The following is a 22,465-nucleotide window of genomic DNA, read 5'->3' as shown; positions in this document are numbered from 1 at the left end:
CGTCCTCAAACGCCGGACGGGCTGATGGTGCTGGCCGGGCTGATGGTGCCGGGCGGGCTGATTGTGTGAGCGGCGCGGGCCAATTGTGCGAGCGGTGCTGCGCGGCACCCCGCGTTCGCCTCGCCGCCACGCTTTTCTGATCGCATGATCAGCCGACCCGCCGCCCGTCGAACAACCCCCCGCACCCTCGCCGTACTCCTCGCCCTCGGCGCCACCCTCCTCCCCACCGCCCCCGCCCCGGCCATCGCCGTACCGCCCCCAGCCCCCGCCTCCGAACGCGAGCTGGTGCCCGGTGTCGCCCCCGGGCACGGTCAGCCCTGGCAGGTCGACACGCCCGATCAACAGCTCGCGCCCACGGTCTACCAACCCACCCCAGGAGAGGACGCCGTCGAGCCCCGCCACGCGCCCGCCGGGGCCTACGCGCCCATCGAGTACGTGCCGTTGGGGGAGGCCGCGGCGCGCGTGGCGTGCAGTAGGCAGGCCGGGCCCTATCAGCGGCAGGTCGAGCGGTGGTTGAAGCTGAGGGTGGACGGGAGGCAGTCGGCGGCGGACTGCGGGGCCATTCGGGCGTTTCAGAAGAAGCATGGGATCAAGCCGGCGATCGGGTTCGCCGGGCCCGTGACCTGGGCGCACATGCAGCTCATCTCCGCCAGGAAGAACCCGAACGCGGCCGGGAAATGCCCCGTCCGGACGCACAAGGTCGCCTGTGTCGATCTCGGCCGGCAGCTGACCTGGGTGCAGCAGGGGAGAAAGGTCGTCTTCGGGCCCGTGCCGGTGCGCAGCGGGCGGGCCGGGTACCGGACGCGGAGCGGGTGGCACCGGATCTACTGGCGGCACAAGAACCACGTGTCGACGCTGTACGGCACGCCCATGCCGTACTCCCAGTTCTTCAGCGGCGGGCAGGCCTTTCACGCCTCCTACGGGTCCGTCTTCAGCACGGTCGGCTCGCACGGATGCGTCAATCTGCGGCTGGGGGACGCCCGGAGGCTGTGGGGTGTGCTGAAGAAGCGGGACTGGGTGTACGTGTGGGGGCGGAGGCCGGGGTCGTAGGGCGCCTCCCTTGGGGTCGGTGGGGCAGGTGTCGAAGGGATGTCCGACCCCTCTGAGACACTGGGCGCGATGAGTACCACTGCACAGCTGCCGAGCACCGCCCCGCTGCGCGGTCGCGCCGAGATCGATCTTGCCGCGCTGCGCGCCAATGTGCGGACCCTGCGTGCCCATGCGCCCGGCGCGGCCCTGATGGCCGTGGTGAAGTCCGAGGCGTACGGCCACGGGGCGCTGCCGTGCGCGCGTGCCGCCGTGGCGGCGGGAGCCGACTGGCTGGGCACCGCCACGCCCGAGGAGGCCCTGGCGCTGCGGCGGGCCGAAGGCATTCCGGCGGACGTCCGGATCATGTGCTGGCTGTGGACGCCGGGCGGGCCCTGGCGCGAGGCCATCGAGGCCGATCTCGATGTCTCCGTGAGCGGTATGTGGGCCCTGCGCGAGGTCACCGAGGCCGCCCGGCAGGCGGGACGGCCCGCCCGCGTGCAGCTCAAGGCCGACACGGGACTCGGGCGGAACGGCTGCCAGCCCGGCGCCGACTGGACCGAGCTCGTCGCGGCGGCCGCCCGGGCGGAGGGCGAGGGGCTCGTCCGGGTCACGGGACTGTGGTCGCACTTCGCCTGCGCCGACGAGCCGGGGCATCCGTCCATCGCCCTCCAGCTCGGCCGCTTCCGGGAGATGGTGTCGTACGCCGAGGGCGAGGGCATCAGCCCCGAGGTGCGGCACATCGCCAACTCGCCCGCCACCCTCACCCTCCCCGAGGCCCACTTCGACCTCGTACGCACGGGAATCGCGCTCTACGGGATCTCGCCCAGCCCCGAGATCGGCACCCCGGCCGACTTCGGGCTGCGGCCGGTGATGACGTTGTCGGCGTCGCTGGCGCTGGTCAAGCATGTGCCCGGGGGGCACGGCGTCAGTTACGGCCATCGGTACACGACCGCCGGGGAGACCACCCTCGGCCTCGTCCCGCTCGGTTACGCCGACGGCATCCCGCGCCACGCCTCGGGGACCGGGCCGGTGCTGATCGGCGGGAAGTGGCGGACCGTCGCGGGGCGGATCGCGATGGACCAGTTCGTCGTCGACCTGGGGGGAGACGAGCCGCCGCCGGGATCGGAGGCCGTGCTCTTCGGGCCCGGTGACCGGGGGGAGCCCACCGCCGAGGACTGGGCGCAGGCGGCGGGGACGATCGCATACGAAATCGTGACCCGCATCGGAACGCGCGTTCCGCGCGTCTATGTCGATGAGGAGCAGGCCGACGGCCGGGGGACGCAGGTCGGCCGGGAACAGCCCCTCGGGGGATAGGTGAACGGGGAACAAGACGGGTAACCCGCCCCGGGACCGGTCCACACGGGGGCCCAGCACCGACAGACGCAGCAGCACCACCTGACCCACCGACCAACGACAACGATCCGGCGAAGAGGAGCGGTACGTGAGCGAGAGCAGTGCGGAGGGTGTCGTCGACGCCGCCGCCGCGGCCGTCGCTTCCGCCACGGGGGTGGCCGGAAACTGGCGCAAGGTGACCGGTATCGCCGGCGCCGCCATAGGAGTGATCGCCGCGGGCGCGGCCGCCGGCGTCGCGATAGAGCGGATGACCGTCGGCCGGGGCATGCGGCGAAAGGCCCGGCTCGCCCTCGACTCGGCGGGGCCGTACGGCGCGTTGCGCGGCACGCCCGGGCGGGCGCACGCCGATGACGGCACTGAGCTGTACTACGAGGTCGACGAGGTCGAGGCCGACGCGGGCGTGTCACCGCGGCGGCGTCGGTTGTTCGGCCGCAAGGCACCCGCGCCGGTCACCGTCGTCTTCAGCCACGGCTACTGCCTCAGCCAGGACTCCTGGCACTTCCAGCGGGCGGCACTGCGGGGCGTCGTACGGACCGTGCACTGGGACCAGCGCAGCCACGGCCGGTCCGAGCGCGGGGCGGCGCAGCTCCAGGAGGGTGCGCCGATCACCATCGACCAGCTCGGCCGGGACCTGAAGGCCGTGATCGACGCGGCCGTGCCCGAGGGGCCGATCGTGCTGGTCGGTCACTCGATGGGCGGCATGACGATGATGGCGCTGGCCGCGCAGTACCCGGAGCTGATCCGGGAGCGGGTGGTCGCGGTCGCGCTGGTGGGTACGTCGTCGGGGAAGCTCGGCGAGGTCAACTTCGGGCTGCCGGTCGCGGGCGTCAACGCGGTGCGGCGGGTGCTGCCCGGTGTGCTGCGGGCCCTGGGGCAGCAGGCGGAGCTGGTGGAGAAGGGGCGGCGGGCGGTCGCCGACCTGTTCGCCGGGATCATCAAGCGCTACTCGTTCGCCTCCCGGGACGTCGACCCGGCCGTCGCCCGGTTCGCCGAGCGGATGATCGAGGGCACGCCGATCGACGTGGTCGCCGAGTTCTATCCGGCGTTCACCGACCACGACAAGACCGAGGCGCTGGCCCACTTCGTGGAGCTGCCGGTGCTGGTGCTGGCCGGGCTCAAGGACCTGGTCACGCCGAGCGAGCACAGTGAGGCCATCGCCGATCTGCTGCCGGACGCGGAACTGGTCCTCGTACCGGACGCGGGGCATCTGGTGATGCTGGAACACCCGGAAGTGGTCACCGACCGGCTCGCCGACCTGCTCACCCGCGCGGGTGCCGTGCCGGCAGGGGCTACCGTGGGTGGCTATGGAAGCACCAGCGGCACCGCACAACCCGGCTGAGTCCGAGCTGATCGTCCACTCGCCCGAGCAGATGCGTGACCTCGGCCGTCGGCTCGCGAAACTGCTGCGCGCCGGCGACCTGGTCATGCTCAGCGGGGAACTCGGCGCGGGCAAGACCACGTTGACCCGTGGGCTCGGCGAAGGGCTCGGCGTGCGCGGGGCGGTCACCTCGCCGACGTTCGTGATCGCCCGCGTGCATCCGTCCCTCGGGGACGGGCCGCCGCTCGTCCATGCCGACGCCTACCGCCTCAGTGGCGGGCTGGACGAGATGGAGGACCTCGACCTCGATGTCTCGCTGCCCGAGTCGGTGGTCGTCGTGGAGTGGGGCGAGGGCAAGGTCGAGGAGCTGACCGAGGACCGGCTGCACGTGATGATCCACCGGGCCGTGGGGGACACGACGGACGAGGTACGGCACGTGACGCTGACGGGTGTCGGCGAGCGCTGGGCTGTGGTGGATCTGGGGTCGCTGTCGGCGTGACGCCTGTGCCCGGCCCCGGCTTCCGGTGAACGTTCCGACAAGACGTCGGCAAGATGTTGCGTCCGGTGTCTCGGACGTGGTCACATGGTATCCAGCCACTGGTTAGGTGTGCCTAAGTTACGCCGACCAGCTCCGCCCCCGGCCCTCAGGAGGCGTCCATGTCGACCACGGACCGCTCGCCGCAGTCGCGGCCCGTCCAGCCCGCCGGGGTGTCCATGCGCGAACTGCTGGCGTCCTGCGCCGCCGCGAACGCGATCTCCACGCCGCCGCGGACGCCGGAGCCGGTGGCTCGCGAAGAACGGGTCGAGCATCGCGACGCCGCGTAGGCGCTCCGCTGGTTGTGCGGGGGTGCGTGGTCGGTTGGGTGCGGGGTCGTTGTGGCGGGGTGCGTGGTCGGTCGGGTGCGGCGTCGTTGTGGCGGGGTGCGTGGTTGGTCGGGTGCGGCGTCGTTGTGGCTGGGCGCGCAGTTCCCCGCGCCCCTGTTCGGCGCGCCCCTTCGGGGCGCTGCCGAACCGTCGCACGTGCTAGCGGATGACTACGACCTTCTGGCCGATCGTTGCGAACTGCCACATCGCGTCTCCGTCCTCCCGTGTCTGACGGACGCCCCCCGTCCGCACCGCCGGGTCGGGTGGCGCCGCTGCGCCGTCCACCGCCGCGCTGAAGCCGATGACCACGCCGTCCACGCTGGTGAAGCGGACGACGTGCTCGACGGGGGTGCCGTCGGAGCCGGTGGTGGTGCCCGAGCGTGACGTCACCGCGTAGGTACCGGGCGCCGGGTCGACCGGGCTGGGCATGACCTTGTACGTGCGCTGGACCCGGTTCCGTGGGCCGACCAGCCACACCCGGTCGTCGTCGAGCGAGTACACCACCCGTTCGCCGGTGCCGGAGTCGCCGGGCAGGGCGGTGGGGTGCCGTTTGTCGCGGGGGGCCTTGGACGCGGTCACCGCGGGTGAGGCGCCGGGACTGTTCGACGAGGCGCTCAGCTCGGCCGGCACCGTCGCGGCCGCCTGGTAGGCGAGGAACCCGACCGCCGTGAGGGCGACCGCCGTCAGCCCGGTCACGATTCCGGCGCTGGTGCTGGCCACGGGCGCCCACCTCCGCGTCGTAAGTCCTGGCATGTGGTTACGTTAGGTGACGGTAGCAGCACTGAAGCGGTGGGTCCCGGCGGCCGTGCCCGAGGTCGGGCACCGTGTCGGAGCCTGCACGGCCCGCGCGCGCCACTGCGTCCGCCACCGGCCACCAGGAGCCGTACGCTGTTTGCGTGCTCTTGCTCGCTCTGGATACCGCCACCCCCGCCGTGACCGTCGCCCTGCACGACGGCACGGACGTCATCGCCTCGTCCAGCCAGGTGGACGCCCGCCGACACGGTGAGCTGCTGCTTCCGGCCGTCGACCGTGTCCTGTCGGAGGCCGGGCTGAAACTCGACGCCGTCACCGGCATCGTCGTAGGGATCGGCCCGGGGCCGTACACCGGGCTGCGCGTCGGGCTGATGACCGCCGACACCTTCGGGCTCGCGCTCGGTGTGCCCGTGCACGGCGTGTGCACCCTGGACGGCCTCGCCTACGCGGCCGACATGGAAGGCCCCTTCGTCGTGGCGACCGACGCCCGGCGCAAGGAGGTCTACTGGGCGCGGTACGCCGACTCCCGCACCCGCGTCACCGATCCGGCCGTCGACCGGCCCGCCGACATCGCCGAGCAGGTCAAGGACCTGCCCGCGATCGGCGCGGGCGCGCTGCTGTACCCGGACACCTTCCCGGTCGCGCACGAGCCGGAGCACGTGTCCGCCGCCGCGCTCGCCCGGCTGGCCGCCGAACGGCTGGAAAGAGGCGAGGAGCTGCCGCCCGCCCGGCCCCTGTATCTGCGCCGCCCGGACGCCCAGGTGCCCAAGAACTACAAGGTGGTCACACCGAAGTGACCGAACCCGTGACGCCCGTGCTGCGCGAGATGCGCTGGTGGGACATCGATCCCGTACTGGCGCTGGAGCGGGACCTGTTCCCCGACGACGCCTGGTCCCGGGGCATGTTCTGGTCCGAGCTCGCCCATGCGCGCGGCCCCGGGGCGACCCGGCGGTACGTCGTCGCGGAGGACCGCGACCGGATCGCCGGGTACGCCGGGCTCGCCTCCGCCGGTGACATCGCCGACGTCCAGACGATCGCCGTCGCCCGCGACTACTGGGGCACCGGCCTCGGCGGGCGGCTGCTGACCGAACTGCTGCGGGCGGCGACCGCGTTCGAGTGCACCGAGGTGATGCTCGAATGCCGGGTCGACAACGTCCGCGCCCAGAAGCTCTACGAGCGCTTCGGCTTCGAGGCGATCGGTTTCCGGCGCGGCTACTACCAGCCCGGCAACGTGGACGCCCTGGTGATGCGCCTGACCGACCCAGCAACCTCTGTACAAGGAACCGAGATCCAACATGGCTGACGAACCCCTGGTCCTGGGGATCGAGACCTCCTGCGACGAGACCGGCGTCGGCGTCGTCCGCGGCACCACCCTGCTGGCGGACGCCGTCGCCTCCAGCGTCGACGAGCACGCCCGCTTCGGCGGTGTGGTGCCGGAGGTCGCGTCCCGCGCGCACCTGGAGGCGATGATCCCGACCATCGACCGGGCGCTGAAGGAGGCCGGGGTCAGCGCGAAGGACCTCGACGGCATCGCCGTGACGGCCGGCCCGGGTCTGGCGGGCGCGCTCCTGGTCGGCGTGTCGGCGGCGAAGGCGTACGCCTACGCGCTCGGCAAGCCGCTGTACGGCGTCAATCACCTCGCCTCGCACATCTGCGTCGACCAACTGGAGCACGGGGCGCTGCCCGAGCCGACGATGGCGCTGCTGGTGTCCGGCGGCCACTCGTCGCTGCTGCTCTCCTCCGACATCACCTCGGACGTCCGCCCCATGGGCGCGACGATCGACGACGCGGCGGGCGAGGCCTTCGACAAGATCGCCCGGGTGCTGAACCTGGGCTTCCCCGGCGGGCCGGTCATCGACCGCTACGCGCGCGAGGGCGACCCGGAGGCGATCGCGTTCCCACGCGGCCTGACCGGGCCGCGCGACCCTGCGTACGACTTCTCCTTCTCCGGCCTGAAGACGGCCGTGGCCCGCTGGATCGAGGCCAAGCGGGCGGCCGGGGAGGAGGTGCCGGTGCGCGATGTGGCGGCGTCCTTCCAGGAGGCGGTCGTGGACGTGCTGACGAGGAAGGCCGTACGGGCCTGCCGCGACGAGGGCGTCGACCACCTGATGATCGGCGGCGGTGTCGCCGCCAACTCCCGGCTGCGCGCCCTCGCCCAGGAGCGCTGCGAGGCGGCCGGCATCCGGCTGCGGGTGCCCCGGCCCAAGCTGTGCACCGACAACGGGGCCATGGTCGCGGCGCTGGGCGCGGAGATGGTGGCCCGGAACCGGGCGGCGTCCAGCTGGGACCTGTCGGCGGACTCGTCGCTGCCGGTGACGGACCCGCACGTGCCCGGGCACTCCCACGACCATGTGCACGAGGTCAGCAAGGAGAACCTGTACTCGTGACAGTCGCGTTGATGTGGGAGGCGCGGGCGGTACCCGGCCGGGGGGAGCAACTGCTGGCGTGGGCGCGAGCCCAGCGTCTGGAACCCGGCCCACTGCGCCGGGAGACCTTCCGCGCGCCGCAGGACCGGGTGCTGGTCATCACGTGGTGGGACGCCGCGTACGACGCCGCCCTCCCTGAACTTCCGGAACCTGACGGGGAGTTGGTGACGCGGGCGGTGCATCGGTGGCGGTTCGAGTCGGTGGACGAGGCCTGACCGGGCCTTCACCCGGCGCTGATCTCCGTTTCGCAGCGCAGGTGCCGGTCCGGGCCGAGGGCGCGTACGGGTCCCGTCAGGGTCAGTCGTGCCGTGTGGCGTACGTCCGTACTGGACGCCGCCAGCCGTAGTTCCAACTCGCCCGGTTCTACGACTCGGCGGCCCGAACGGTCCGTGAACGACGACAGGTCCGGGTGGAAGTGGAAGGTGACCCGGCGAGAGTCCCCCGGCTCCAGCTCCACCCGCTCGTAGCCGATCAGGCGGACGTCCGGGCGGGTCACCGACGCCACCGGGTCGTGCAGGTACAGCTGGACCACCTCCGCGCCCGCGCGGTCGCCCGTGTTGCGGACGGTGACCGAGAGGTCGTACGTGCCGTCCGTCCCGATCGTCGTCTGCGGGTCGCCTTCGGCGTCGGTCCATTCGAACGTCGTGTACGAGCGGCCGTGGCCGAAGGGATACAGCGGCGTCGGATCCAGGTTGCTGACCTCGCCCGCCAGGCCCAGGGGTGGCTGGAGGTACGTCCACGGCTGGCCGCCCGGCAGGCGCGGCACGCTCACCGGGAGGCGGCCCGAGGGGTTGACGCGGCCGGAGAGGACGCCGGCCACCGCCGGGCCGCCCTCCTCGCCGGGGAAGAAGGCCTGCACCACCGCTCCCAGGCGGCCGTGCCAGCGGCCCAGCGCGTATGGGCGGCCGGTGAGCAGGACCAGGACCACCGGGACGCCCGTCGCCACCAGGGCGTCCAGCAAGTCCGCCTGGATGCCGGGGAGTCGGAGGTCGGTCGCGTCGCAGCCCTCGCCCGATGTACCGCGGCCGAAGAGGCCCGCCCGGTCGCCCAGGACCGCCACGCAGACGTCCGCCTCCGCCGCCCGCGCCACCGCCTCCTCGATGCCGGACGGGTCGGGGTCCGCGACCCCGCAGCCTGACGCGAACGTCACCTTCGCGTCGGGGAGTTCCGCGCGGAGTGCTTCGAGGAGCGAGGGGATCTCGATGCCGGTCGGGGTCTCGGGGTGGCGGGGGAGGACGTGGGAGGGGAAGGAGTAGCAGCCGAGCATCGCCAGGGGGTCGGCCGCGCGGGGGCCGACGATCGCGATGCGGGTGTCCGGGGGCAGGGGGAGTACGTCGTCCGGGTTGTCCAGGAGGATCACCGACTCCTCGGCCAGACGGCGGGCCAGGGTCCGGTTCGCCGCCGAGTCCAGGTCGATCCGGTCCTTCGGCTGCTCCGGTTGCCAATCCTCGTCCAGCAGGCCCAGTTCGCACTTCTGGAGCAGGACCCGGCGGGCCGCCCGGTCCACCAGTGACTCGGGTACGTCCCCGGCCCCGACCGCATCGACCAGCGGCCGCCCGTAGCACTTCAGGGTCGGCAGCTCCACGTCGATCCCGGCCGTCAGCGCCGCGTGCGCGGCCTCGGCGGGGGTGCCCGCCACGCGGTGCAGGGTCTGGAGGAAGCCGACGCCGAAGTAGTCCGAGACGACCGTGCCGGTGAAGCCCCAGTCCGTGCGCAGCAGCTCGGTCAGCAGGCCCGGGTCCGCCGACGCCGGGACCCCGTCCGTCTCCGTGTACGCCGCCATCACCGAGCGGGCGCCGCCCTCGCGCAACGCCAGCTCGAAGGGCGGCAGGGTGACGTCCGCGAACTCGCGGGTCCCGGCCCGGACGGGCGCCAGATTGCGGGCGCCGGCGGAGGCGGCGTACCCGGCGAAGTGCTTCAGCGTCGCCACGATCCCGGCCGACTCCAGGCCCCGTACGTACGCCGCGCCGACCGTGCCCACCAGGTACGGGTCCTCGCCGATCGTCTCCTCGACCCGTCCCCACCGCGGGTCGCGGACCACGTCCAGCACCGGCGCCAGGCCCTGGTGCACGCCGACCGAGCGCAGGTCGGCGCCGATCCGCCCGGCCATCTCCTCGACCAGCGCCGGGTCGAAGGTGGCACCCCAGGCGAGCGGGACCGGATACGCCGTCGCGCGCCACGCCGTGAAGCCGGCGAGGCACTCCTCGTGGGCGATCGCCGGGATGCCGAAGCGGTTCGCCGACGCGATGTGACGCTGGGCGCGGGCCAGGGAGCGGGCCCCGGTGGCAGGGTCCACGGGGGCCGTGCCGAAAGGGCGGGTGAGCTGGCCCAGGCCGTGCGTGATCAGGTCGTCGAAGTCGTGGTCGGCGGTCATGTCGTGCTGGTGGGGGGCCACTCCGTCGCCGTCCGCGGTGGCGCCCACCCACACGCCGTAGAGCTGGGCGGTCTTCTCCTCAAGGGTCATCCGGGAGAGCAGGTCCGCGACACGGACGTCTGCGGGGAGGCTGCGGTCACGCCAAGGGGCGGTGGTCATGAAACTCCTGACATAAGGGGCGAGTTCACTTGCCGCCGACGCCCATCAGGCCGCCCACCAGTGCCCGCCGCGCCACCAGGTAGACGGCGAAGATCGGGATGCCGGACAGGACGACCGAGGCGAGGAGCGCCGGGATGTTCACGCCGAACTGGCTGACGTAGTTGAACAGGCCGAGGGTGAGGACGCGCGGGCCGTCGGACTGGGTGAAGATCAGCGGGAAGAGGAAGCCGTTCCAGGCCTGCAGCGCGGCGTAGATGACGACCGTGCTGATGCCGCCCTTGGCCAGCGGGATCGTCAGCTGGAACAGCGTCCGCAGCGGGGATGCGCCGTCCAGCGCCATCGCCTCGTACAGGTCCTCCGAGACGTCCCGCAGGGTGCCGACCAGCACCAGTACCGAGACCGGCATCGTGAACGCGGCCGTGGGGAGGATGACGGCGAGCAGGGTGTCGTAGAGATCGAGCTGGGCGATCAGCAGGTAGAGCGGTACGACGACCGCCTGGGCGGGGATCGCCACGCCGAGGAGGAACAGCTGGAAGGCGGCGTTCGACCAGCGGTCGCGGGTGCGGACGGTGACGTAGGCGAGGGGGATCGAGAGGACCAGGACGATGGCGACGACCGCCACCGCCACGATCGCCGTGTTGCTGAGGAGGTGGCCGAATCCGCTGTTCAGGACGGTGTTGTAGTTGTCGGGGGTGGGATCGGTCGGCGGGCTCAGGGGGTTGCCGGTGAGGGCGCGGTCCTGCGGGGTGAGGGAGGCCGACAGCATCGCGTAGACGGGGATGATGACGATCGCCAGCCAGAGGACGGAGCCGAGGCCCGCCAGCGGGTTGGCGCGTTTCGTCCAGTGCCGCCGGCGGCGTTTCGGGGGTGGGGGCGCGGTCGCGTGGTTCTTCGTCGTCTTCGCCGGGCGCGGCAGGGTGTCGTACGTCATGAACGGCGTCACATCCCTTCGCGCGTGCTGCGCATCGCGCCGAAGCCGGACAGCCGGACGAGCAGGAGGGACAGGCCCGTCGCCGCCAGGACCAGGAAGGACGCGATGGCGCTGGCGTAGCCGAAGTCGTAGCTCTTGAAGCCTGCCTCGTACATCAGGTACGGCAGGATCGCCGTGTCCGTGCCGGGGCCGCCCTTGGTGAGGATCAGGACCGTCTCGAAGTACGTCAGCGAACCGACGACGATCAGCACGGTGGACGTGATGACGGTGTTGCGCAGCTGCGGCAGGGTGATCGAGAAGAACTGGCGGTAGCGGCCGGCGCCGTCGATGGCGGCCGCCTGGTAGAGGACCTGTGGGATCTGGCGGGCTCCGCCCTGGTAGATGAGGGTGTGGAAGGGGATGAACTGCCAGCCGCCGACGAAGACGATCGCGAGGAACGCGCCGCTGGAGGAGCCCAGGATGTCCTTCTGGACGATGCCGAAGTTCGGGTCCAGGAGGGCGTAGAAGAGCAGGGCGACGGCGGTGGAGGAGAGCAGGAGCGGGACGAAGAAGATCGCGGAGAGGACGGCGCGGTTGCGTTGCGGGCCCGCCGCCCAGACGCCGAGGAGCAGCGCCACGACCGTCTGGAAGGCCCAGCTCGCGGCCGTCAGCAGGACCGTCAGCCACAGGGACTGGGTCATGCGCGGGTCGTCGAGGAGCCTGTGCCAGTTGGCCAGGCCCACGGGCCGCGGGTCGCCCAGGCCGTCCCAGGTGGTGAAGGAGAGGTAGAAGGCCAGGGCCATCGGGACGACCGCGAAGAAGGCGAAGAACAGGACGCCGGGCAGGGCCCAGACGACGTGCGGGCGGCCCACCCTGGTGTCCGAGGTACGCCGCCGGGTGGCCGCCGTGCTCACTTCAGCTCCTTGCAGGCCGCCACGAACTCGGCCGGCGAGGACTTCCCCGCGAACAGCTTCCCGATCTCCGTGTGCATCGGTGTGCCCAGCTCGCCGAGCGCCTGGTCCCAGGAGAGCGTGAAGGCGGGGGCCTTCTCGACCATGTCGTACTGGAACCTGGCGTACTCGGGGTTGGGGGCGGAATCGAGGAGCTGGGCCGCGTTGGAGGTCGTCGGGACGTCTCCGAGGTCGATCAGGTCCCTCGCGTACGCCTCGGAGGCGGCCTCCTTGAGGAAGGCGATCGCCAGATCCTTGTTGCGGGTACGGGAGTTGACGGACCAGTAGTTGGTCGGGTTGCCGACGACGTTGCGCACGTCGCCGGTGCCGCCCTCGATCTCGGGGAACGCCGCCCAGCCGAGGTGCTGTTCGGCGAAGTCGGGGAACTTGCCGAGCTGCGTCGAGTACTCCCAGGAGCCCATCAGGTGCATCGCCGCCCTGCCCTTGGCGAAGACCGCGGGTGCGCCGCCGTTGACGTACGACACGGACGTGAACTTGTCACCGAAGGCGCCGTCGTCGACCAGCTCCTTCACCATCTCGGCGGCCCTGAGGACCGCCGGATCGCCCCAGCCCTGCGCGTCGCCGTCCTGGATCCGCCGGAAGACCTCGGGGCCGCCGATACGGTCGACCAGGTACTCCAGCCACATCAGCTCGGGCCAGATGTCGGAGCCGCCGAGCGCGAACGGCGTGATGTTCGCCTTCTTCAGCTTGGCGTTGAGGTCGAGGAGCTGGTCCCAGGTGGTGGGCGGGCGCAGCTTGTGCTCGGCGAAGACGGACTTGTTGTAGAAGAGGATCACCGGCTGCATGCCGCGCATCGGTATGCCGTAGTGGCGGCCCTTGAGGTCGCCGGCCGCGAGGACGGAGGGCAGGAAGCCGTCCTTGAGTACGGGGTCGTTCTCGATCGTGTCGGTGAGGTCGACGAGCTTGCCCGCCTCCTCGTACGCCCGGATCGAGCCGCCGCCCCAGTTGAAGAAGACGTCCGGGGCGCTGGGCGAGCCCATGGCCGTACGCAGCTTGGGGGAGTAGTCGGAGCCGGGTACCTTCTCCAGCTTCACCGTGCCGCCGGCCTCCTTGGCGGCCGCCGACTTGTTGAAGCGTTCCACGGCCGCCTGCTGGACCTTCACCGCGTCGTCGCCGTACACGAAGGCGGTGATCGTGCCGCCGTCGCCGCCCGCACCGCCGCCGGAGCCGCAGGCGGTGAGGCCGGGGAGGCCGGTGGTGAGCAGGGTGGTGGCGCCGGCGCCGAGCAGCCGGCGCCTGCTGAACGTGCGCCCGCCGGCGGACGACGTGGTGGACCCCATGAGACAGCACCTCTCGGGAGGGACGTGCGTGTGGACGGTCATGAATGCTTCGAGTCGCGAATGCTTTGAGAGCGAATGTTTCGAAGAAGAACTCGAATGTTCCGGGAACGTAAGGCGCCACAAGGGGACCGTCAAGAGGTCGCGCAGAGATACGATCGCTGCCATGACAGCCCCGGAATCCGCTGAAACGCAGACGGCGCGGCGGTCCGCGCAGACCGCGACCCTCGCCGAGATCGCCCGCGAGGCCGGGGTCTCCGCGCCGACTGTTTCGAAGGTGCTCAACGGCCGGGCCGATGTCGCCCCGGCCACCCGCAACCGCGTCGAGGAGCTGCTGCGCACCCACGGCTACCGGCGGCGCCGGGCCGAGGCGACCCGCTCACCGCTGATCGACCTGGTCTTCCACGAGCTGGAGAGCGCCTGGGCGCTGGAGGTCATCCGGGGCGTGGAGAACGTGGCACGGGAGGCCGGGCTGAGCGTCGTGCTCTCCGAGAGCGCGGGGCGGCTGACGCCCGGGCGGACCTGGGCCGACCAGGTCGCCGCCCGCCGTCCGCACGGTGTGATCCTGGTGCTGAGCGAGCTCGACGAGTCCCAGCGGGCACTGCTGACCAGCCGTTCCATACCGTTCGTGGTGATGGACCCGGCCGGCGACCCGGGCACCGACGTGCCCTCGATCGGCGCCACCAACTGGCAGGGGGGCCTTGCCGCCACCCGGCATCTGGTCGACCTGGGCCACACCCGCGTCGGCGCGATCACCGGGCCGTCGCGGATGCTGTGCAGCCGGGCCAGGGTGGACGGCTACCGGGCGGCGCTGGAGACCGCCGGGCTGCCGGTCGACCCCTCGCTCATCGTGACCGGCGACTTCCATCACGACGCCGGCTACCGGCTCGGCCTTCAGCTGCTGCGCCGCCCGGACCGGCCGACCGCCGTCTTCGCCGGCAACGACCTCCAGGCGCTCGGGCTGTACGAGGCGGCGCGTGAGCTGGGGCTGCGGGTGCCTCAGGACGTGAGCGTGGTGGGGTTCGACGATCTGCCGGTGGCGCGCTGGGTGGGGCCGCCGCTGACGACCGTACGGCAGCCGCTGACGGAGATGGCCGAGGCCGCGGCCCGGCTGGTGCTGGAGCTGGGGCGCGGGGACGGGGCCGCCGCCGCGACGCGGGTGGAGCTGGCGACGAGCCTGGTGGTGCGCAGCAGTACGGCGGCGCCGGGGGTGGCCGAAAGCTGACGTATTGACGGGTGGGGCCGGCGCCTCAACACTCCTCCGAAGTCAATCGGATGCACCACCGAAACTTTCGGAGGCACCCGCACATGATCCCGCACATGATCCCGCACATGAGATCCACGCGCTGGGCGTCGCTGTTCACCGGTGTCGTCGCCCTCGGCGCCTTACTGGTCGCCGCCCCAGCCGCCCCAGCCGCGCACGCCGCCGACCCGCCCCTGCGCGACCTCGCCGCCGCCAAGAGCAAGATCATCGGCACGGCGGTCACCGGCGGCAAGCTCACCGGTACCTACGCCGACATCGCGGGCCGGGAGTTCAACTCCCTCACGCCCGGCAACGCCATGAAGTGGGAGTCGGTCGAGCCGAGCCGGGGCACGTACAACTGGGCCGAGGCCGACCGGATCGTCGACTTCGCCGAGGCCCACGGTCAGCAGGTACGCGGCCACACCCTGGTCTGGCACAGCCAGAACCCGAGCTGGCTGACGGGCGGATCCTGGACACCGGCCCAGTTCAGCGCCCTCGTCCAGGACCACATCACCACCGAGGTCGGCCGCTACCGGGGCCGCGTCGACGCCTGGGACGTGGTCAACGAGCCCTTCAACGAGGACGGCACCTACTGTCAGAGCTTCTTCTACAACCACCTCGGCCAGGACTACATCGCCCAGGCCCTGACCTGGGCCCGGGCCGCCGACCCGGCCGCCAAGCTGTACATCAACGACTACAACGTCGAGGGCGTCAACGCGAAGAGCACCGCTCTCTACAACCTGGTCAAGTCCCTGAAGGAACGCGGGATCCCGATCGACGGCGTCGGTCTGCAGGCCCACTTCATCCTCGGCCAGGTCCCGTCGACGCTCCAGCAGAACATCCAGCGTTTCGCCGACCTGGGGGTCGACGTGGCCATCACCGAGCTGGACATCCGGATGCAGGTTCCGGCCACCGACGCCAAGCTCGCCCAGCAGGCCGCCGACTACCAGGCCACGATGAACGCCTGCCTGGCGGTCACGCGCTGCACCGGCGTCACCGTATGGGGCTTCACCGACTCCGACTCCTGGATCCCGGACTTCTTCGAGGGGTACGGGGCGGCGACACCGTACGACGAGAACTTCGCGCCGAAACCGGCGTACTACGCGATCGCGCAGTCGCTGGGCGGCACCGGTGGGGGCGGCGGTGGTGACCCCACGGACGGCTGTACGGCGGCCTATCGCGTAGTGAACCAGTGGAGCACCGGTTTCACCGGCGAGGTGAAGGTCTCCTGCGCGGGCGCCTCGCTCTCGTCCTGGAAGGTGAGCTGGACGTACGGCGCGGGCCAGCGGATCACCCAGGCCTGGAACGCGAACTGCGCGCAGACCGGTACAACCGTCAACTGCTCCAACGCGTCCTACAACGGGGCGGTCCCGAGCGGAGGTTCGGTGACCTTCGGCTTCAACGGCTCCTGGAGCGGCAGCAATCCGGTACCGACGGTGACGCTGGGTTGAGAAGTCTTAGATTTTCCCAAGAAAGCGGGGTTCGCGTCCCCGCCCGCAACAATTCGGACGTACGTTCCTGTCCGTGACGGGACACATAACGGAGCACGACGGGGACGGGGACGAGGGCCGAAGAGGGGGAGGCCGGCGGTCGGGCGGGTGGAAGTCCGCCGGTCTCGCCCTCGCCGCCGTCCTGGCGCTCGGCGGCGCCGGGGCGGGCTGGGTCTACTGGCAGCTGAACGACAACATCCAAAGCGTCGACATCAACAGCGCCCTCGGCGACGACCGCCCGGCGAAGCCGACGCCCTCCGCCGCCGCGTCCGCCTCGACGCCGCCCGGAGAGGCGCTGAACATCCTGGTGCTGGGCTCGGACTCGCGCAGCGGCGCCGAGAACCAGGCCCTCGGGGGCGGCGACAGCTCCGGCGCCCGGTCCGACACGGCGATGGTCGTGCACCTCGACGCCGGGCGCACCGAGGGCACCGTCGTCAGCATCCCGCGCGACACCCTGGTCACCCGCCCGTCCTGCCCGCTGGAGTCGGGGGGTGAGTCGGCCGAGGCCTCCAACGTCATGTTCAACAGCGCCTACTCGGTGGGCGGTCCGGTGTGCGCGGTGAAGACCGTCGAGTCGATGACGAACGTCCGGATGGATCACTACATCGAGATCGACTTCGCCGGTTTCGCCAAGCTGGTGGACGCGCTCGGCGGGGTCACCGTCACCACCGAGGAGGACATCGACGACGAGGACAGCCACCTGACCCTGCCCGCCGGCACCCATCACCTCGACGGCGAACAGGCCCTGGGCCTCGCCCGCACCCGGCACGGCATCGGCGACGGCAGCGACTTGGGGCGCATAGGACTCCAGCACCAGCTGGTGAAGGCGCTGCTGGAGCAGATCGCGTCGGCCGGCCTGCTGTCGGACCCGACCCGCCTTTACGGGGTCGCGGACGCGGTCACCGGGAGCCTGACGACCGACACCGGCCTCGACTCGCTGACGGAGCTGGTCGAGCTCGGGCAGAGCCTGCGGGGCCTGTCGCCGGACGCCATGGAGACGGTGACGATGCCGGTGGTGACGTCGGCCTGGGACCGGAACCGGGTGGTGGCCCAGGAGCCGGAGGCGGAGCAGCTGTGGGAGTCGCTGCGCTGACGTGAATGTGTAATCGGGCGGACACGGAGAGTTTCGCTCCGCCATAATGGATCTGTGCTTCGGGGGCCGTTGAGACGGGCGCGTACGCGCCGGCGCCTTGTCCGCGACGGCCTCTTCGCCGCCGTCGGGGTGGGGGCGACCGGCCTGGCCACATCCATGCTGGCGGGCGAGGACGCCAATGCAATCGCCACGGTGGCCAGTCTGTTCGTGGGCATCGCGTCACTGCTCCTCGCCCTCGCGGACTTCTTCCGGCCGGCACCCACCTCACCCGACCCGGCCGAGTACGCCGACGACCTCGCGCGCACGCTGAAGGGGCAGTGGCTGGAGGAGGCGGAGGCGCGGCGGCTGCGCGACCCCCGGGTCCTGCCGCTGGCCTGGGCGGCGACGGCCCGGGGGGTCGCCGACGAGCCGCGCGTCGGCGGGGTCAGGGTGGTGCGCCACCGCCTCGACGGCCGCCTCACCGGGCGCTTCGAGCAGGTCACCTCCCAACTGGCCGAAGGGTACGATCAGTTGGCGCAGGGCAGGCTGGTCGTCATCGGCGAGCCCGGAGCGGGCAAGACCGTGCTGGCGTTGCTGCTGACCCTGGGGCTGCTCGACGCCCGTGCGCCGGGCACGCCGGTCCCCGTCCTGCTCCCGGTCTCCTCCTGGGACCCCCTGCGCGAGCGCCTCGACGACTGGATCGTGAACTCCCTCGCCGTCCCGCACTACAGCGGCCGCCCGGAGATCCCGCGCACCCTGCTGGCCCACGGACTGCTGCTCCCCGTACTGGACGGCCTCGACGAGATCCCCGAGTCGGCCCGGCGCGGCGCGATCCGCGGCATCAACCACGCCGTCGGCGGCGAACGGCCCGTCGTGGTCACCTGCCGGTCCGTGGAGTACGAGGAGCTGATCCGCGGCGGCGCGCCACGACTGCGCCAGGCGCCCGTCGTGGAGGTGCTGCCGGTACCGCCCGCGGACGTCGTGGCGTATCTGCGGGACACGGAGTGGCCGGAAGGCGTGGTGTGGGACGAGGTCTTCGCCCGCCTGAGCGCCGAGCCGGACGGCCCGCCGGCGGAGGCCCTCTCCACGCCGATGATGGTGACCACGGCCCGCCTGGTGTACCAGCGCGGCGGCGCGGATCCGCGGGAACTCCTCGACCGGGACCGCTTCGACTGCCGGTACGCCGTCGAGGACCACCTCACCCACGAAGTGGTCGACGCGGCGTATACACCGGATCCGCGGTCGCCCGAGGAGGCGGGGGTGCGGCAGCGGTGGCGGCCCGAGCAGGCGCGGCGCTGGCTGACGTTCCTGGCCGGGTATCTGCACGATCACCGGGAGCGTGATCTGGCCTGGTGGTCGATGAGCGGGCGGTTGCTGCCGAGGTGGGTGGGGTCGGTGGCCGCGTTGCTGCTGGGGTTGGTGGTCGCCTTCGGGGCGTCGGTGTGGGTGGCGGTGACCGAGGAAATCCACGGGGCCAAGGCGTTCAGCCCGGTGGTGGCCCTGACGCTGGCGATCGGAGCGGGCTTCGCGCTGATCGGTTCCATCGTCTGGTACATGGTGGGCGATCCGCTGCCCGGGCGGCTGGTGTGGTCGCCGCAGGGGTCGGCGGCGCGGCTGCGGCGGGGCTTCCGCAGCGGCGTCGTGCTGTGCGTGGCCTTCGTCGTCCCGGTGGCCGGGTCCGTCACCCTGATCCTCGTCCTGGACTCCACCCTGGGACCGGGGACGCTGCAGGGCGCCGAAGCGGTCGCCACCCTGCTCGCCGTCTGCGTCGCCATCGGGACCGTCATGGGCCTCTCCCTCGCCGCGCACAGCTGGCTCAACGCCCCGCCGTCCCGCGCGACTCAGGTCAATCCCGCGAACTCCCTCGCGCAGGACCGGCGTTCGGCGTTGTGCGGGGCGCTGGTCGCCGGTGCGGTCTTCGGCGCGACCGGGCTGCTCGGGCTGCAACTGGGGCTGCTGGGCGGTGGCCTGCTGTTCCGGCTGGTCAACGACTGGCCGGGTTGGCCGGGGGACGGTGAGACCGGGGACTACGCCGAGCAGGCATGGCGGGAGTCGAGCCGGGGGTACGGCATGGAGCACTTCGGCTTCGGCGTGCCGTACCTGCTACCAGCGACGCTCTTCGCCCTCCTCGTGCTGCTGTCCCGGGCCTGGCCCCGCTTCGTCCTGACCCGGCTGTGGCTCGCCGCCCGCGGCAGGCTGCCCTGGCGGCTGATGGAGTTCCTCGCGGACGCCCGCCGCCGGGAGATCCTGAGGCAGTCGGGCGGGGCCTACCAGTTCCGCCACATCCGCCTCCAGGAGGCCCTCGCCGGCCGGCCGACCTACGACGAACCCGGGCCTTCGGCGGGCCGGTGGGAGTCGGCGGTCGTACGGCGGCGGGTGGTGCTGGCGGCGGGGGTGGCGGCGGCGCTGAGCGGGACGGGGGCGGTGATCGCGAACCATCGGGACGAGAGCGAGGTGACGTTCTGGACGCCTGCGGGGACCTGGGTTACCACGCTGGCGTTCCGGCCGGGGACCGGTGAGGTGTTCTGGGGGGACTACTACGGGAGGATCTGGTCGGGCAGCCGTTACGGGCGACAACACCGGGTGGCCGGGGCACCTCCTCCGTACAAGGAACCCGAAGGGTACGACGGGGACGTGGCCGCTTACGCGATGGCCTTCCACCCGGACGGTGGCATCCTCGCGCTGCAGCGCGGGGGGCGGCTGCAGGTATGGGATGTGCGGGAACGGCAGCCGGAACGTGTCTATTCCGGGCCGCTGAGCGAGCCGGTCGCCTCCCTCGCGTTCGCGCCGGACGGCGACTACCTGATTGGTGTGCCGGACGGTGACTTCGGAGTCTTTCGACGGCAGGTTGACGCCGACGGCCAGTTCCACGAGACCAAGCACTTCTTGACCTCGGTCTCGGTCGGCGCGGTCTGCTTCCTCCCCAAGGGTGGTCTGGCCGTCCTTCACGAGGCGGCGCGCGTCCGGATGCACACCATGCCGGAGCTGGACTCAGGACAGAGTCTCAACCCCAACACGAAGGTCGTCGGAGACGGTGGCACGTACTCCATGACCGCCAGTCCGCGCGGCGACTTCCTGCTGGTGAGGGGTGACGAGGGGAGCCAGCTGTGGCAGCTCCTGGACAGCACCTGGGAACCCGCCGGGACGCTCCCCGCCATGACCAGCGCCGCCTTCCATCCAACGGCACCGGTGCTGGCCTTCGGCCGGGCGACGGACGATGAAAGCTCGATGGTGCCCGACGGCACCATCGAGCTGAGGACGGTGCCGGCGTGGGCCCCTGTACCCACCCTCCACGGACACATGTCCGAAGTCACCTGCATGACGTTCGACGCGAACGGCGACTGGCTGGCAACGGGCAGCAACGACGGCACGGTCCGCCTGTGGGACACCAGCCGCCTGAAGCCCTGAAGCCCTGAAGCCCTGAAGCCCTGAAGCCCTGAAGCCCTGAAGCCCTGAAGCCCGGAAGAAAGAAATCCGGCACGAGTGTCGATCCACACGTCCCCCGTTCGACGCATGGATGAGAGCACCACAACCGATGACTCAGGGAGACACCATGCCCCGCTACCTCTCACTCGTGCGGATCGACGAGAAGAACGCCCCCGCCGAAGGCCCCAGCGCCGAGCTGATGCAGCGGATGGGTGAGCTGATCGAGGAGATGACCAAGGCCGGCGTGCTGCTCGACACCGCCGGGCTGACCCCGACCGAGCAGGGCACTCGCGTGCACTACGAAGGCGGGCGGATCTCCGTCACCGACGGGCCGTTCACCGAGACCAAGGAGGTCGTCGGCGGATACGCCCTGATCCAGGCCAAGGACAAGGCCGAGGCGGTCGAGTGGACCAAGCGGTTCCTGAAGGTGCACGAGCCGCACTGGACGGTGACCTGTGAGGTGCGCGAGGTCGCCGAGGGCTGAGCCCCGCCTCGGCCTTGCTTGGCTCACGGCCACGCGGGGTGTTCGATGGTGGGCTGTGGAAGCACAGCCCACCGCCGACCCGCGCGGCACCGTCGAAACCGTCTTCCGTATCGAGTCGCCCCGGATCATCGCCGCCGTCACCCGGATCGTCCGGGACGTCGGCATCGCCGAGGAACTCGCGCAGGACGCGCTGGTGGCCGCCCTGGAGCAGTGGCCGCGCGACGGCGTGCCCGACAACCCGGGCGCCTGGCTCATGACCACCGCCCGGCACCGCGCCGTCGACCTGGTCCGGCGCCGGGAGAACTACGCCCGCAAGCTCCAGGAGATCGGCCGGGACCTGTCGGACGTGGCCCCGCCGGAGCAGCCCACCGACCCCGACGACATCGACGACGACCTGCTGAGGCTGGTCTTCACGGCCTGCCACCCGGTGCTGTCCCCCGAGGCCCGCATCGCCCTCACCCTGCGCCTGCTCGGCGGCCTGACCACGGCCGAGATCGCCCGCGCGTTCCTGGTCCCGGAGCCGACGGTCGCCCAGCGCATCGTCCGCGCCAAGCGCACGCTGGCCGCGCGGAACGTCGCCTTCGAGGTGCCGTACGGCCCCGACCGCGAGGCCCGCCTGGGCTCCGTACTGGACGTCATCTACCTGATCTTCAACGAGGGTTACGCCGCCACGGCCGGCGACGATCTGCTCCGCCCGGGCCTCTGCGAGGACGCCCTGCGCCTGGCGCGCGTCCTGTCCGCCCTGATGCCCAAGGAACCCGAGGTGCACGGCCTGACCGCGCTCCTGGAGTTCCAGGCGTCCCGCACGGCCGCCCGCACCGGCCCGCACGGCGAGCCCGTCCTGCTCAAGGACCAGGACCGCAGCCGCTGGAACCGTCTCCTCATCGCCCGCGGCATCACGTCCCTGACCCGCGCCGACGCCACGGCCACCGGCGTCCCGGGCCCGTACGCCCTCCAGGCCGCCATCGCCGCCTGCCACGCCCACGCGTACACCTACGAGGAGACCGACTGGCGGCGCATCGCCACCCTGTACGGCCTGCTCGCCGCCCGCGCCCCGTCCCCGGTCGTCGAACTCAACCGCGCGGTGGCCGTCTCCATGGCCGAAGGCCCGGCCCCGGCACTGGACATCGTCGACGCCCTGTCCGCCGTACCCGCCCTGCGCGACTACCACCTGCTGCCGAGCGTCCGCGGCGACCTGCTGACCCGCCTCGGCCGTACGGCGGAGGCGCGCGCGGAGTTCGAGCGGGCGGCGGCGCTGGCCCGCAACGAACGGGAGCGGGAGATGCTGGAGGAACGGGCGCGGGAGTGCGGCTGAC

The 22,465-nt window shown here is 71.8% G+C and carries 20 protein-coding genes; 15 read left to right on the top strand and 5 right to left on the bottom strand.

What is annotated here, in order from left to right; translation table 11 throughout:
* Nucleotides 1-144 precede the first annotated feature (144 nt).
* From I2W78_RS15085 to I2W78_RS15065, 5 genes are all read left to right on the top strand, one after another.
* Nucleotides 145-1,050 carry a L,D-transpeptidase family protein gene (locus I2W78_RS15085; RefSeq protein WP_196460327.1) on the top strand — a complete coding sequence of 302 codons (906 nt, stop codon included), beginning with the start codon at nucleotides 145-147 and terminating at the stop codon, nucleotides 1,048-1,050.
* Nucleotides 1,051-1,119: 69 nt separating this feature from the next.
* Nucleotides 1,120-2,343: an alanine racemase gene (gene alr / locus I2W78_RS15080; RefSeq protein WP_196460325.1), complete on the top strand. Its 1,224-nt coding sequence runs from the start codon at nucleotides 1,120-1,122 to the stop codon at nucleotides 2,341-2,343.
* Between the two features lie 127 nt (nucleotides 2,344-2,470).
* Nucleotides 2,471-3,721 (top strand): alpha/beta fold hydrolase, encoded by a 1,251-nt coding sequence (locus I2W78_RS15075; protein WP_196460323.1) that lies wholly within the window; start codon nucleotides 2,471-2,473, stop codon nucleotides 3,719-3,721.
* On the top strand, nucleotides 3,687-4,199 hold the full coding sequence (gene tsaE, locus I2W78_RS15070) for a tRNA (adenosine(37)-N6)-threonylcarbamoyltransferase complex ATPase subunit type 1 TsaE (RefSeq protein WP_196460321.1): 513 nt from the start codon (nucleotides 3,687-3,689) through the stop codon (nucleotides 4,197-4,199). Before I2W78_RS15075 ends, tsaE begins: the two co-directional genes overlap by 35 nt.
* A gap of 158 nt (nucleotides 4,200-4,357) precedes the next feature.
* On the top strand, nucleotides 4,358-4,525 hold the full coding sequence (locus I2W78_RS15065; protein ID WP_196460319.1) for a hypothetical protein: 168 nt from the start codon (nucleotides 4,358-4,360) through the stop codon (nucleotides 4,523-4,525).
* A 198-nt stretch (nucleotides 4,526-4,723) separates the two neighbouring features.
* Here I2W78_RS15065 and I2W78_RS15060 read toward each other — a convergent pair whose 3' ends face one another.
* On the bottom strand, nucleotides 4,724-5,284 hold the full coding sequence (locus tag I2W78_RS15060; RefSeq protein WP_196460317.1) for a hypothetical protein: 561 nt from the start codon (nucleotides 5,282-5,284) through the stop codon (nucleotides 4,724-4,726).
* Between the two features lie 176 nt (nucleotides 5,285-5,460).
* Between I2W78_RS15060 and tsaB the strand changes: the two genes are divergently transcribed.
* Genes tsaB through I2W78_RS15040 form a run of 4 tightly spaced genes read left to right on the top strand, consistent with a single transcriptional unit; the run spans nucleotide 5,461 to nucleotide 7,958 of the window.
* Nucleotides 5,461-6,114, top strand: a complete 654-nt coding sequence (gene tsaB, locus I2W78_RS15055) for a tRNA (adenosine(37)-N6)-threonylcarbamoyltransferase complex dimerization subunit type 1 TsaB (RefSeq protein WP_196460315.1) — start codon at nucleotides 5,461-5,463, stop codon at nucleotides 6,112-6,114.
* Nucleotides 6,111-6,620: a ribosomal protein S18-alanine N-acetyltransferase gene (gene rimI / locus I2W78_RS15050; RefSeq protein WP_307783699.1), complete on the top strand. Its 510-nt coding sequence runs from the start codon at nucleotides 6,111-6,113 to the stop codon at nucleotides 6,618-6,620. Before tsaB ends, rimI begins: the two co-directional genes overlap by 4 nt.
* Nucleotides 6,613-7,704: a tRNA (adenosine(37)-N6)-threonylcarbamoyltransferase complex transferase subunit TsaD gene (tsaD, locus tag I2W78_RS15045; RefSeq protein ID WP_196460313.1), complete on the top strand. Its 1,092-nt coding sequence runs from the start codon at nucleotides 6,613-6,615 to the stop codon at nucleotides 7,702-7,704. Before rimI ends, tsaD begins: the two co-directional genes overlap by 8 nt.
* On the top strand, nucleotides 7,701-7,958 hold the full coding sequence (locus I2W78_RS15040) for a hypothetical protein (RefSeq protein WP_196460311.1): 258 nt from the start codon (nucleotides 7,701-7,703) through the stop codon (nucleotides 7,956-7,958). Before tsaD ends, I2W78_RS15040 begins: the two co-directional genes overlap by 4 nt.
* Nucleotides 7,959-7,966: 8 nt before the next feature.
* Here the strand turns inward: I2W78_RS15040 and I2W78_RS15035 are convergent, their stop codons facing one another.
* From I2W78_RS15035 to I2W78_RS15020, 4 genes are read right to left on the bottom strand one after another with little or no spacing between them, the layout of a single operon-like run.
* Nucleotides 7,967-10,276: a beta-xylosidase/alpha-l-arabinosidase gene (locus I2W78_RS15035; RefSeq protein ID WP_196460309.1), complete on the bottom strand. Its 2,310-nt coding sequence runs from the start codon at nucleotides 10,274-10,276 to the stop codon at nucleotides 7,967-7,969.
* A gap of 25 nt (nucleotides 10,277-10,301) precedes the next feature.
* The gene (locus I2W78_RS15030) at nucleotides 10,302-11,207 is read right to left on the bottom strand and encodes a carbohydrate ABC transporter permease (RefSeq protein ID WP_196460307.1); all 906 of its coding nucleotides are present in this window, start codon (nucleotides 11,205-11,207) and stop codon (nucleotides 10,302-10,304) included.
* Nucleotides 11,208-11,215: 8 nt separating this feature from the next.
* On the bottom strand, nucleotides 11,216-12,100 hold the full coding sequence (locus tag I2W78_RS15025; protein WP_307783698.1) for a carbohydrate ABC transporter permease: 885 nt from the start codon (nucleotides 12,098-12,100) through the stop codon (nucleotides 11,216-11,218).
* On the bottom strand, nucleotides 12,097-13,437 hold the full coding sequence (locus I2W78_RS15020) for an ABC transporter substrate-binding protein (RefSeq protein ID WP_196460305.1): 1,341 nt from the start codon (nucleotides 13,435-13,437) through the stop codon (nucleotides 12,097-12,099). Before I2W78_RS15020 ends, I2W78_RS15025 begins: the two co-directional genes overlap by 4 nt.
* A 163-nt stretch (nucleotides 13,438-13,600) precedes the next feature.
* On the opposite strand from I2W78_RS15020, the gene I2W78_RS15015 reads away from it, so the two are divergent.
* The 6 genes from I2W78_RS15015 (at nucleotide 13,601) to I2W78_RS14990 (ending at nucleotide 22,464) form a co-directional block, all read left to right on the top strand.
* Entirely contained in the window at nucleotides 13,601-14,659 is a 1,059-nt protein-coding gene (locus I2W78_RS15015) for a LacI family DNA-binding transcriptional regulator (protein WP_196460303.1), read from the top strand.
* A gap of 107 nt (nucleotides 14,660-14,766) precedes the next feature.
* Nucleotides 14,767-16,128: an endo-1,4-beta-xylanase gene (locus I2W78_RS15010; protein ID WP_196460301.1), complete on the top strand. Its 1,362-nt coding sequence runs from the start codon at nucleotides 14,767-14,769 to the stop codon at nucleotides 16,126-16,128.
* Between the two features lie 73 nt (nucleotides 16,129-16,201).
* Nucleotides 16,202-17,260, top strand: a complete 1,059-nt coding sequence (locus I2W78_RS15005; protein WP_307783697.1) for an LCP family protein — start codon at nucleotides 16,202-16,204, stop codon at nucleotides 17,258-17,260.
* Between the two features lie 69 nt (nucleotides 17,261-17,329).
* On the top strand, nucleotides 17,330-20,647 hold the full coding sequence (locus tag I2W78_RS15000) for a WD40 repeat domain-containing protein (RefSeq protein ID WP_196460299.1): 3,318 nt from the start codon (nucleotides 17,330-17,332) through the stop codon (nucleotides 20,645-20,647).
* Nucleotides 20,648-20,792: 145 nt separating this feature from the next.
* Nucleotides 20,793-21,149 (top strand): YciI family protein, encoded by a 357-nt coding sequence (locus I2W78_RS14995; RefSeq protein ID WP_196460297.1) that lies wholly within the window; start codon nucleotides 20,793-20,795, stop codon nucleotides 21,147-21,149.
* A 55-nt stretch (nucleotides 21,150-21,204) separates the two neighbouring features.
* On the top strand, nucleotides 21,205-22,464 hold the full coding sequence (locus I2W78_RS14990; RefSeq protein ID WP_196460295.1) for an RNA polymerase sigma factor: 1,260 nt from the start codon (nucleotides 21,205-21,207) through the stop codon (nucleotides 22,462-22,464).
* Nucleotide 22,465: the final 1 nt, after the last annotated feature.

This window comes from Streptomyces spinoverrucosus (assembly GCF_015712165.1).
Lineage (GTDB): Bacteria > Actinomycetota > Actinomycetes > Streptomycetales > Streptomycetaceae > Streptomyces > Streptomyces spinoverrucosus_A.
The sequence above is the reverse complement of the archived record's forward strand: the minus strand, read 5'-3'. Positions and strand labels throughout refer to the sequence as shown.